The organism is Enterobacter cloacae complex sp. P27C (genome assembly GCF_014895705.1).
Classification (GTDB): domain Bacteria; phylum Pseudomonadota; class Gammaproteobacteria; order Enterobacterales; family Enterobacteriaceae; genus Enterobacter; species Enterobacter bugandensis.
In genome coordinates this window covers 16,482-28,938 of sequence record NZ_JADBQB010000018.1, presented here as the reverse complement: position 1 = coordinate 28,938, position 12,457 = coordinate 16,482, and the positions used below count along the sequence as shown (strand labels likewise).

Below are 12,457 nucleotides of genomic sequence, written 5' to 3'. Positions count from 1 at the left end.
GCGATGGACGACGGTCTGCGTTTCGCAATCCGTGAAGGCGGCCGTACCGTTGGCGCGGGCGTTGTTGCTAAAGTTCTCGGCTAATCGCTGATAACATTTGACGCAATGCGCAATAAAAGGGCATCATTTGATGCCCTTTTTGCACGCTTTCACATCAGAACCTGGCTCATCAGTGATTAATTTTGTCATAATCATTGCTGAGACAGGCTCTGCGGAGAGCGTATAATACGAAAAGCGAATAGCATTTCGATTGGTTTGCCTCGCACTCGCGGGGTGAAAATGTTTGTAGAATACTTCTGACAGGTTGGTTTATGAGTGCGAATACCGAAGCTCAAGGGAGCGGGCGCGGCCTGGAAGCGATGAAATGGGTAGTTGTAGCCGTGCTGCTGATTGTGGCGATTGTCGGCAACTATCTTTATCGTGACATGATGCTGCCGCTACGCGCGCTTGCAGTGGTAATTCTGATTGCTGCGGCGGGTGGTGTCGCGCTGTTGACGACAAAAGGCAAAGCGACCGTTGCGTTTGCCCGCGAAGCGCGTACCGAAGTCCGCAAGGTCATTTGGCCGACTCGCCAGGAAACATTGCACACCACGCTGATCGTAGCGGCGGTAACCGCTGTAATGTCACTGATCCTGTGGGGACTGGATGGTATTCTGGTTCGCCTGGTATCCTTTATCACTGGCCTGAGGTTCTGAGATGTCTGAAGCCCCTAAAAAGCGCTGGTACGTCGTTCAGGCGTTTTCCGGTTTTGAAGGCCGCGTAGCAACGTCGCTGCGTGAGCATATCAAATTACACAACATGGAAGAGTTGTTTGGCGAAGTTATGGTTCCGACCGAAGAAGTGGTTGAGATCCGTGGCGGCCAGCGTCGCAAAAGCGAGCGCAAATTCTTCCCGGGTTACGTGCTGGTTCAGATGGTTATGAACGACGCGAGCTGGCACCTGGTGCGCAGCGTGCCGCGTGTGATGGGCTTTATCGGCGGCACGTCTGACCGTCCGGCGCCAATCAGCGACAAAGAAGTTGATGCGATTATGAACCGCCTGCAGCAGGTGGGTGATAAGCCGCGTCCGAAAACGCTGTTTGAACCGGGTGAAATGGTTCGTGTTAATGACGGTCCGTTTGCTGACTTTAATGGCGTGGTTGAAGAAGTGGACTATGAGAAGTCCCGCCTGAAAGTTTCTGTTTCTATCTTCGGTCGTGCGACCCCGGTAGAGCTGGACTTTGCCCAGGTAGAAAAAGCCTAAGCAGCGATCAAAAAAGCGACGATTTAATCGTTGCACAAGGCGCGGGATTGGAATACAATTTCGCGCCTTTTGTTTTTATGGGTCCCGGCCCGTAAAACGAATTTTATTCACGGGGAGCCTCCCTGAGGCGCTATTACCCAATCAGAGGATTTTAGAATGGCTAAGAAAGTACAAGCCTACGTCAAGCTGCAGGTTGCAGCTGGTATGGCGAACCCAAGTCCACCAGTTGGTCCAGCTCTGGGTCAGCAGGGTGTGAACATCATGGAATTCTGTAAAGCGTTCAACGCAAAAACTGAATCCCTGGAAAAAGGTCTGCCAATCCCAGTCGTAATCACTGTTTACGCTGACCGTTCTTTCACTTTCGTTACCAAAACCCCTCCAGCAGCAGTTCTGCTGAAGAAAGCGGCTGGTATCAAGTCTGGTTCCGGTAAACCGAACAAAGACAAAGTGGGTAAAATTTCCCGCGCTCAGCTGCAGGAAATCGCGCAGACCAAAGCTGCCGACATGACTGGTGCCGACATTGAAGCGATGACTCGCTCCATCGAAGGTACTGCACGTTCCATGGGCCTGGTAGTGGAGGACTAAGAAATGGCTAAACTGACCAAGCGCATGTCCGTGATCCGTGACAAAGTTGATGCGACCAAACAGTACGACATCAACGAAGCTATTGCTCTGCTGAAAGAACTGGCGACTGCTAAGTTCGTTGAAAGCGTTGACGTTGCCGTTAACCTGGGCATCGATGCTCGTAAATCCGATCAGAACGTTCGTGGCGCAACTGTACTGCCACACGGTACTGGCCGTTCCGTTCGCGTAGCTGTATTTGCTCAGGGTGCAAACGCTGAAGCTGCTAAAGCTGCCGGCGCTGAACTGGTAGGTATGGAAGATCTGGCTGATCAGATCAAAAAAGGCGAAATGAACTTTGACGTTGTTATTGCTTCTCCAGATGCAATGCGCGTTGTTGGCCAGCTGGGCCAGGTTCTGGGTCCACGCGGCCTGATGCCAAACCCGAAAGTGGGTACTGTAACCCCTAACGTTGCTGAAGCGGTTAAGAACGCTAAAGCAGGTCAGGTTCGTTACCGTAACGACAAAAACGGCATCATCCACACCACCATCGGTAAAGTGGACTTTGACGCTGACAAACTGAAAGAAAACCTGGAAGCTCTGCTGGTTGCGCTGAAAAAAGCTAAACCAACTCAGGCGAAAGGCGTGTACATCAAGAAAGTTAGCATCTCCACCACCATGGGTGCAGGTGTTGCAGTTGACCAGGCTGGCCTGAGCGCTGCTGCAAACTAATGCCTTTACGTGGGCGGTGATTTTGTCTACAATATTACCCCCACGTTTGCTAACGAAAGTTAGCGGCTAAAAGATTTGTTCGTTGGAGCCTGGCCTATCCAGGCCTCCGTCGAAGACCGCAGGTGTTTCGCAAGAAACTTAATCCCCTGCGTAGACGGTGACAGAACGCTAAGATTATTTTTAATACTCTGGCTTGTTTCTGCTCACCGTATTAAGACGCTCTTCCCGTTGGGTTGAGTGAAGTGAGTTCCGGAACATGAGTTCCGGCAAACATCCAGGAGCAAAGCTAATGGCTTTAAATCTTCAAGACAAACAAGCGATTGTTGCTGAAGTCAGCGAAGTAGCCAAAGGCGCGCTGTCTGCAGTAGTTGCGGATTCCCGTGGCGTTACTGTAGACAAAATGACTGAACTGCGTAAAGCAGGTCGTGAAGCTGGCGTATACATGCGTGTTGTTCGTAACACCCTGCTGCGTCGCGTAGTTGAAGGTACTCAGTTCGAGTGCCTGAAAGACACGTTTGTTGGTCCGACCCTGATTGCATACTCTATGGAACACCCGGGCGCTGCTGCTCGTCTGTTCAAAGAGTTCGCGAAAGCGAATGCAAAATTTGAGGTCAAAGCTGCAGCCTTTGAAGGTGAGTTGATCCCGGCATCGCAAATCGATCGCCTGGCAACCCTGCCGACCTACGAAGAAGCAATTGCACGCCTGATGGCAACCATGAAAGAAGCTGCGGCTGGCAAACTGGTTCGCACTCTGGCTGCTGTACGCGATGCGAAAGAAGCTGCTTAATCGCAGTTATCTTTATAAAGCATTTGCTTACGTATAAACTTATTCTGATTTTCAGGAACAATTTAAATGTCTATCACTAAAGATCAAATCATTGAAGCAGTTGCAGCTATGTCCGTAATGGACGTTGTAGAGCTGGTATCTGCAATGGAAGAAAAATTCGGTGTTTCTGCTGCTGCTGCTGTAGCTGTAGCTGCTGGCCCGGCTGAAGCTGCTGAAGAAAAAACTGAATTCGACGTAATTCTGAAAGCTGCTGGCGCGAACAAAGTTGCTGTTATCAAAGCAGTACGTGGCGCAACTGGCCTGGGTCTGAAAGAAGCTAAAGACCTGGTAGAATCTGCTCCAGCTGCGCTGAAAGAAGGCGTGAGCAAAGACGACGCAGAAGCACTGAAAAAATCTCTGGAAGAAGCTGGCGCTGAAGTTGAAGTTAAATAAGCCAACTTTTCTGGTTGCAGCCTAAGCAATTAGGCTGATGGCTGGTGACTTTTTAGTCACCAGCCTTTTTGCGCTGTAAGGCATCAGTAGCATTTCACACTGTTTGACTGCTGATTGTCCTGACAATGCTTGTTTCTATCGACGACTTAATATACTGCGACAGGGTGCTCGCTCTGTGTAAATCGCAATGAAATGGTTTAAGCGTGATAGCAACAGGTATTGCGGAAAGTATTCAATTTTCCGGTCCACAAAATGGTGTTGCACAAACTGTCCCTTCGTCGGACAGATGGGTCGACTTGTCAGCGAGCTGAGGAACCCTATGGTTTACTCCTATACCGAGAAAAAACGTATTCGTAAGGATTTTGGTAAACGTCCACAAGTTCTGGACATTCCATATCTCCTTTCTATCCAGCTTGACTCGTTCCAGAAGTTTATCGAGCAAGATCCTGAAGGGCAGTACGGTCTGGAAGCAGCCTTCCGTTCCGTGTTCCCGATTCAGAGCTACAGCGGTAACTCCGAGCTGCAGTACGTCAGCTACCGCCTTGGCGAACCGGTGTTTGACGTTCAGGAATGTCAGATCCGTGGTGTGACCTATTCCGCACCGCTGCGCGTAAAACTGCGTCTGGTGATCTACGAGCGCGAAGCGCCGGAAGGCACCGTAAAAGACATTAAAGAACAAGAAGTCTACATGGGTGAGATTCCACTCATGACGGACAACGGTACTTTCGTTATCAACGGTACTGAGCGTGTTATCGTTTCCCAGCTGCATCGTAGCCCGGGCGTCTTCTTCGACAGCGATAAAGGTAAAACACACTCTTCCGGTAAAGTACTGTATAACGCACGCATCATTCCTTACCGTGGTTCATGGCTGGACTTCGAGTTCGATCCAAAAGACAACCTGTTTGTCCGTATCGACCGTCGTCGTAAACTGCCTGCAACCATCATTCTGCGTGCACTGAACTATACCACTGAGCAGATCCTGGACCTGTTCTTTGAGAAAGTGATCTTTGAAATCCGCGACAACAAGCTGCAGATGGAGCTGGTGCCGGAACGTCTGCGTGGTGAGACCGCGTCGTTCGACATCGAAGCCGACGGCAAAGTGTATGTGGAAAAAGGTCGCCGTATCACCGCGCGCCACATCCGCCAGCTGGAAAAAGATGATATCAAACACATCGAAGTTCCGGTTGAATACATTGCAGGAAAAGTAGCCGCGAAAGATTACGTTGATGAATCAACTGGCGAGCTGATCTGCCCGGCGAACATGGAGCTGAGCCTGGATCTGCTGGCTAAGTTGAGCCAGTCTGGTCACAAACGTATCGAAACGCTGTTCACCAACGATCTGGACCACGGTCCGTACATCTCTGAGACTGTACGCGTCGACCCAACCAACGATCGTCTGAGCGCGCTGGTAGAAATCTACCGCATGATGCGTCCTGGTGAGCCACCAACTCGCGAAGCGGCTGAAAGCCTGTTCGAGAACCTGTTCTTCTCCGAAGACCGCTACGATCTGTCCGCGGTCGGTCGTATGAAGTTCAACCGTTCTCTGCTGCGCGACGAGATTGAAGGTTCCGGTATCCTGAGCAAAGACGACATCATCGAAGTGATGAAGAAGCTCATTGATATCCGTAACGGCAAAGGCGAAGTGGACGATATCGACCACCTCGGCAACCGTCGTATCCGTTCCGTTGGCGAAATGGCGGAAAACCAGTTCCGCGTTGGCCTGGTACGTGTAGAGCGTGCGGTGAAAGAGCGTCTGTCTCTGGGCGATCTGGATACCCTGATGCCTCAGGATATGATCAACGCCAAGCCGATTTCTGCAGCAGTGAAAGAGTTCTTCGGTTCCAGCCAGCTGTCCCAGTTCATGGACCAGAACAACCCGCTGTCTGAGATCACGCACAAACGTCGTATCTCTGCACTCGGCCCAGGCGGTCTGACCCGTGAACGTGCAGGCTTTGAAGTTCGAGACGTACACCCGACTCACTACGGTCGCGTATGTCCAATCGAAACGCCTGAAGGTCCAAACATCGGTCTTATCAACTCCCTGTCCGTGTACGCGCAGACAAACGAATACGGTTTCCTTGAGACGCCGTATCGTAAAGTGACCGACGGTGTGGTTACCGACGAAATTCATTATCTGTCTGCTATCGAAGAAGGCAACTACGTTATCGCTCAGGCGAACTCCAACCTGGATGACGAAGGCCACTTTGTAGAAGATCTGGTTACCTGCCGTAGCAAAGGCGAATCCAGCTTGTTCAGCCGCGACCAGGTTGACTACATGGACGTATCCACCCAGCAGGTGGTATCCGTCGGTGCGTCCCTGATCCCGTTCCTGGAACACGATGACGCCAACCGTGCATTGATGGGTGCGAACATGCAACGTCAGGCCGTTCCAACTCTGCGCGCTGATAAGCCGCTGGTTGGTACCGGTATGGAACGTGCTGTTGCCGTTGACTCCGGTGTTACTGCAGTTGCTAAGCGTGGCGGTACCGTTCAGTACGTTGACGCATCCCGTATCGTTATCAAAGTTAACGAAGACGAGATGTATCCGGGCGAAGCGGGTATCGACATCTACAACCTGACCAAATACACCCGTTCTAACCAGAACACCTGTATCAACCAGATGCCTTGCGTATCTCTGGGTGAGCCAGTTGAGCGCGGCGACGTGCTGGCAGACGGTCCGTCCACCGACCTCGGTGAACTGGCGCTCGGTCAGAACATGCGCGTAGCGTTCATGCCGTGGAACGGTTACAACTTCGAAGACTCCATCCTCGTCTCCGAGCGTGTGGTTCAGGAAGATCGTTTCACCACCATCCACATTCAGGAACTGGCCTGTGTGTCCCGTGACACCAAGCTGGGGCCAGAAGAGATCACTGCCGACATCCCTAACGTGGGTGAAGCTGCGCTCTCCAAGCTGGATGAATCCGGTATTGTTTACATCGGTGCGGAAGTGACCGGCGGCGACATTCTGGTAGGTAAGGTGACGCCGAAAGGTGAAACCCAGCTGACCCCAGAAGAGAAACTGCTGCGTGCTATCTTCGGTGAGAAAGCGTCTGACGTTAAAGACTCTTCTCTGCGCGTACCAAACGGTGTTTCCGGTACGGTTATCGACGTTCAGGTCTTCACTCGTGATGGCGTTGAGAAAGATAAGCGTGCGCTGGAAATCGAAGAGATGCAGCTCAAACAGGCTAAGAAAGACCTGTCTGAAGAACTGCAGATCCTCGAAGCAGGTCTGTTCAGCCGTATCTATGCGGTGCTGGTTGCCGGTGGCGTTGAAGCTGAGAAGCTCGACAAACTGCCACGCGATCGCTGGCTGGAACTCGGCCTGACCGACGAAGAGAAACAAAATCAGCTGGAACAGCTGGCTGAGCAGTATGACGAACTGAAACACGAGTTCGAGAAAAAACTCGAAGCGAAACGCCGCAAAATCACTCAGGGCGACGATCTGGCACCAGGCGTGCTGAAGATTGTTAAGGTGTATCTGGCCGTTAAACGTCAGATCCAGCCTGGTGATAAGATGGCAGGTCGTCACGGTAACAAGGGTGTTATCTCTAAGATCAACCCGATCGAAGATATGCCGCACGATGCTAACGGTACGCCGGTAGATATCGTACTGAACCCACTGGGCGTACCGTCTCGTATGAACATTGGTCAGATCCTGGAAACTCACCTGGGTATGGCTGCGAAAGGTATTGGCGACAAGATTAACGCCATGCTGAAACAGCAGCAGGAAGTCGCGAAACTGCGCGAATTCATCCAGCGTGCCTACGATCTGGGTACCGACGTGCGTCAGAAAGTCGACCTGAACACCTTCAGCGATGAAGAAGTGCTGCGTCTGGCAGAGAACCTGCGCAAAGGTATGCCAATTGCAACGCCGGTATTCGACGGTGCAAAAGAAGCTGAAATCAAAGAGCTGCTGCAACTGGGTGGTCTGCCAACGTCTGGTCAGATTACGCTGTTTGACGGCCGTACCGGTGAACAGTTTGAGCGTCCAGTAACCGTAGGTTACATGTACATGCTGAAACTGAACCACCTGGTCGACGACAAGATGCACGCTCGTTCTACCGGTTCTTACAGCCTGGTTACTCAGCAGCCGCTGGGTGGTAAGGCACAGTTCGGTGGTCAGCGCTTCGGGGAGATGGAAGTGTGGGCGCTGGAAGCATACGGCGCGGCATACACCCTGCAGGAAATGCTCACCGTTAAGTCTGATGACGTGAACGGTCGTACCAAGATGTATAAAAACATCGTGGACGGCAACCATCAGATGGAACCAGGCATGCCAGAATCCTTCAACGTACTGTTGAAAGAGATTCGTTCGCTGGGTATCAACATCGAACTGGAAGACGAGTAATTCTCGCTCAAACAGGTCACTGGTGCCGGGTTAACCCCCGGCACCGGATTGTGCTAACTCCGACGGGAGCAAATCCGTGAAAGATTTATTAAAGTTTCTGAAAGCGCAGACTAAAACCGAAGAGTTTGATGCGATCAAAATTGCTCTGGCTTCGCCAGACATGATCCGTTCATGGTCTTTCGGTGAAGTTAAAAAGCCGGAAACCATCAACTACCGTACGTTCAAACCTGAGCGTGACGGCCTTTTCTGTGCGCGTATTTTCGGGCCAGTAAAAGACTACGAGTGCCTGTGCGGTAAGTACAAGCGCCTGAAACACCGCGGTGTGATCTGTGAGAAGTGCGGCGTTGAAGTGACCCAGACCAAAGTACGCCGTGAGCGTATGGGCCACATCGAGCTGGCGTCTCCGACTGCTCACATCTGGTTCCTGAAATCTCTGCCGTCCCGTATCGGTCTGCTGCTGGATATGCCGCTGCGCGATATCGAACGTGTTCTGTACTTCGAATCTTATGTAGTTATCGAAGGCGGGATGACGAACCTGGAACGTCACCAGATCCTGACTGAAGAGCAGTATCTGGACGCGCTGGAAGAGTTCGGTGACGAATTCGACGCGAAGATGGGTGCGGAAGCTATTCAGGCCCTGCTGAAGAGCATGGATCTGGAGCAGGAGTGCGAGCAGCTGCGTGAAGAGCTGAACGAAACCAACTCCGAAACCAAGCGTAAAAAGCTGACCAAGCGTATCAAACTGCTGGAAGCGTTCGTTCAGTCTGGTAACAAACCAGAGTGGATGATCCTGACCGTTCTGCCGGTTCTGCCGCCAGATCTGCGTCCGCTGGTTCCGCTGGATGGTGGTCGTTTCGCAACGTCCGATCTGAACGATCTGTATCGTCGCGTTATCAACCGTAACAACCGTCTGAAACGTCTGCTGGATCTGGCTGCGCCGGACATCATCGTACGCAACGAAAAACGTATGCTGCAGGAAGCGGTAGATGCCCTGCTGGATAACGGCCGTCGCGGTCGTGCGATCACCGGTTCTAACAAGCGTCCTCTGAAATCTTTGGCCGACATGATCAAAGGTAAGCAGGGTCGTTTCCGTCAGAACCTGCTCGGTAAGCGTGTTGACTACTCCGGTCGTTCTGTAATCACCGTAGGTCCATACCTACGTCTTCATCAGTGCGGTCTGCCGAAGAAAATGGCACTGGAGCTGTTCAAACCGTTCATCTACGGCAAGCTGGAGCTGCGTGGCCTGGCCACCACCATCAAAGCCGCTAAGAAAATGGTTGAGCGTGAAGAAGCTGTCGTTTGGGATATCCTGGACGAAGTTATCCGCGAACACCCGGTACTGCTGAACCGTGCACCAACCCTGCACCGTCTGGGTATTCAGGCATTTGAGCCAGTCCTGATCGAAGGTAAAGCTATCCAGCTGCACCCGCTGGTTTGTGCGGCCTATAACGCCGACTTCGATGGTGACCAGATGGCTGTTCACGTACCGCTGACGCTGGAAGCCCAGCTCGAAGCGCGTGCGCTGATGATGTCTACCAACAACATCCTGTCTCCAGCGAACGGTGAACCAATTATCGTTCCTTCTCAGGACGTTGTATTGGGTCTGTACTACATGACCCGTGACTGTGTTAACGCCAAAGGCGAAGGCATGGTGCTGACTGGCCCGAAAGAAGCTGAGCGTATTTATCGCGCTGGCCTGGCCTCTCTGCATGCGCGCGTTAAAGTGCGTATCACCGAATACGAAAAAGATGCAAACGGCGAATTCGTTGCGAAGACCAGCCTGAAAGACACGACCATTGGCCGTGCCATTCTGTGGATGATCGTACCGAAAGGTCTGCCTTTCTCCATCGTCAACCAGGCGCTGGGCAAGAAAGCGATCTCCAAAATGCTGAACACCTGTTACCGCATTCTGGGTCTGAAGCCGACCGTTATCTTCGCTGACCAGACAATGTATACCGGCTTTGCTTATGCAGCGCGTTCAGGTGCATCTGTTGGTATCGATGACATGGTCATCCCAGAGAAGAAACACGAGATCATCTCTGAAGCGGAAGCTGAAGTTGCTGAGATCCAGGAGCAGTTCCAGTCTGGTCTGGTAACCGCGGGCGAACGCTACAACAAAGTTATCGATATCTGGGCAGCGGCGAACGATCGTGTATCCAAAGCGATGATGGATAACCTGCAAACCGAAACCGTGATTAACCGTGACGGCGTCGAAGAGCAGCAGGTTTCCTTCAACAGCATCTACATGATGGCCGACTCCGGTGCGCGTGGTTCTGCAGCACAGATTCGTCAGCTGGCAGGTATGCGTGGTCTGATGGCGAAGCCAGATGGCTCCATCATCGAAACGCCAATCACCGCGAACTTCCGTGAAGGTCTGAACGTACTCCAGTACTTCATCTCCACGCACGGTGCGCGTAAAGGTCTGGCGGATACCGCACTGAAGACAGCGAACTCCGGTTATCTGACGCGTCGTCTGGTTGACGTTGCGCAGGATCTGGTTGTCACCGAAGACGATTGTGGCACCCTCGAAGGTATCACCATGACCCCGGTTATCGAGGGTGGTGATGTTAAAGAGCCGCTGCGCGATCGCGTACTGGGTCGTGTGACCGCGGAAGACATTCTGAAGCCGGGCACCGCAGACATTCTGGTTCCACGCAATACGCTGCTGCACGAACAGTGGTGTGACCTGCTGGAAGCGAACTCTGTTGACTCTGTGAAAGTGCGTTCCGTTGTATCCTGTGACACCGACTTTGGTGTGTGTGCGCACTGCTACGGTCGTGACCTGGCGCGTGGCCACATCATCAACAAAGGTGAAGCCATCGGCGTTATCGCGGCACAGTCCATCGGTGAGCCGGGTACACAGCTGACGATGCGTACGTTCCACATCGGTGGTGCGGCATCTCGTGCGGCTGCTGAATCCAGCATTCAGGTGAAAAACAAAGGTAGCATCAAGCTCAGCAACGCGAAGTCTGTTGTTAACTCCGCAGGCAAGCTGGTTGTGACCTCTCGTAACACCGAGCTGAAGCTGATTGACGAATTCGGTCGTACCAAAGAGAGCTATAAAGTGCCTTACGGTGCGGTTATGGCGAAAGGTGATGGCGAGCAGGTTGCCGGCGGTGAAACCGTTGCAAACTGGGATCCACACACCATGCCGGTAATCACCGAAGTAAGTGGTTTCATCCGCTTTACTGACATGATCGACGGCCAGACCATTACTCGTCAGACCGACGAGCTGACCGGTCTGTCTTCTCTGGTGGTTCTGGATTCTGCTGAACGTACTACCGGCGGTAAAGATCTGCGTCCTGCACTGAAAATCGTTGATGCTCAGGGGAACGACGTTCTGATCCCGGGTACCGATATGCCTGCGCAGTACTTCCTGCCGGGTAAAGCGATTGTACAGCTGGAAGATGGCGTACAGATCAGCTCTGGTGACACCCTGGCGCGTATTCCTCAGGAATCCGGCGGTACCAAGGACATCACCGGTGGTCTGCCACGCGTTGCGGACCTGTTCGAAGCACGTCGTCCGAAAGAGCCTGCAATCCTGGCTGAAATCAGCGGGATCATCTCCTTCGGTAAAGAGACTAAAGGTAAGCGCCGTCTGGTTATCACCCCAGTAGATGGCAGCGAGCCGTACGAAGAGATGATTCCTAAGTGGCGTCAGCTCAACGTGTTCGAAGGCGAACGTGTAGAACGTGGTGACGTAGTTTCCGACGGTCCAGAAGCGCCGCACGACATCCTGCGTCTGCGTGGTGTGCATGCTGTTACTCGTTACATTGTTAACGAAGTACAGGACGTATACCGCCTGCAGGGCGTTAAGATTAACGATAAGCACATCGAAGTTATCGTTCGTCAGATGCTGCGTAAAGCAACCATCGAAAACGCGGGCAGCTCCGACTTCCTGGAAGGCGAGCAGGTTGAATACTCACGCGTTAAGATCGCTAACCGCGATCTGGAAGCGAACGGCAAAATCGGTGCGACCTTCGCACGCGATCTGCTGGGTATCACCAAAGCGTCTCTGGCAACCGAGTCCTTCATCTCCGCAGCATCGTTCCAGGAAACGACTCGTGTCCTGACCGAAGCCGCTGTTGCGGGTAAACGTGATGAACTGCGCGGTCTGAAAGAGAACGTCATCGTGGGTCGTCTGATCCCTGCCGGTACCGGTTATGCGTACCATCAGGATCGTATGCGTCGTCGCGCAGCGGGCGAACTGCCAGCAGCACCGCAGGTTACTGCTGAAGATGCATCCGCGAGCCTGGCAGAACTGCTGAACGCAGGTCTGGGCGGTTCCGACAACGAGTAATCGTTGATGCCGTAAATAAAAAACCCGCCTCGGCGGGTTTTTTTATATCTGCATT

The 12,457-nt window shown here is 52.6% G+C and carries 9 protein-coding genes; all 9 read left to right on the top strand.

Annotated elements, in window-relative coordinates; translation table 11 throughout:
• On the top strand, window positions 1–84 hold an 84-nt coding region (locus IM291_RS21590), incomplete at its 5' end, for a hypothetical protein (RefSeq protein WP_000740160.1).
• Window positions 85–311: 227 nt separating this feature from the next.
• Window positions 312–695 carry a preprotein translocase subunit SecE gene (secE, locus tag IM291_RS21585; RefSeq protein ID WP_003862342.1) on the top strand — a complete coding sequence of 128 codons (384 nt, stop codon included), beginning with the start codon at window positions 312–314 and terminating at the stop codon, window positions 693–695.
• A 1-nt stretch (window position 696) separates the two neighbouring features.
• Complete coding sequence (nusG, locus tag IM291_RS21580; RefSeq protein ID WP_003862341.1) at window positions 697–1,242, top strand: transcription termination/antitermination protein NusG; 546 nt, start codon at window positions 697–699, stop codon at window positions 1,240–1,242.
• Window positions 1,243–1,398: 156 nt separating this feature from the next.
• Entirely contained in the window at window positions 1,399–1,827 is a 429-nt protein-coding gene (rplK, locus tag IM291_RS21575) for a 50S ribosomal protein L11 (protein ID WP_008503452.1), read from the top strand.
• Between the two features lie 3 nt (window positions 1,828–1,830).
• Window positions 1,831–2,535 carry a 50S ribosomal protein L1 gene (rplA, locus tag IM291_RS21570; RefSeq protein WP_006810530.1) on the top strand — a complete coding sequence of 235 codons (705 nt, stop codon included), beginning with the start codon at window positions 1,831–1,833 and terminating at the stop codon, window positions 2,533–2,535.
• Between the two features lie 289 nt (window positions 2,536–2,824).
• Window positions 2,825–3,322, top strand: a complete 498-nt coding sequence (gene rplJ, locus IM291_RS21565; protein ID WP_003862338.1) for a 50S ribosomal protein L10 — start codon at window positions 2,825–2,827, stop codon at window positions 3,320–3,322.
• A 66-nt stretch (window positions 3,323–3,388) separates the two neighbouring features.
• Complete coding sequence (gene rplL / locus IM291_RS21560; protein ID WP_002445276.1) at window positions 3,389–3,754, top strand: 50S ribosomal protein L7/L12; 366 nt, start codon at window positions 3,389–3,391, stop codon at window positions 3,752–3,754.
• Between the two features lie 319 nt (window positions 3,755–4,073).
• Window positions 4,074–8,102, top strand: a complete 4,029-nt coding sequence (gene rpoB / locus IM291_RS21555) for a DNA-directed RNA polymerase subunit beta (protein ID WP_015569976.1) — start codon at window positions 4,074–4,076, stop codon at window positions 8,100–8,102.
• Window positions 8,103–8,178: 76 nt separating this feature from the next.
• The gene (gene rpoC, locus IM291_RS21550; RefSeq protein WP_028015097.1) at window positions 8,179–12,402 is read left to right on the top strand and encodes a DNA-directed RNA polymerase subunit beta'; all 4,224 of its coding nucleotides are present in this window, start codon (window positions 8,179–8,181) and stop codon (window positions 12,400–12,402) included.
• Window positions 12,403–12,457: the final 55 nt, after the last annotated feature.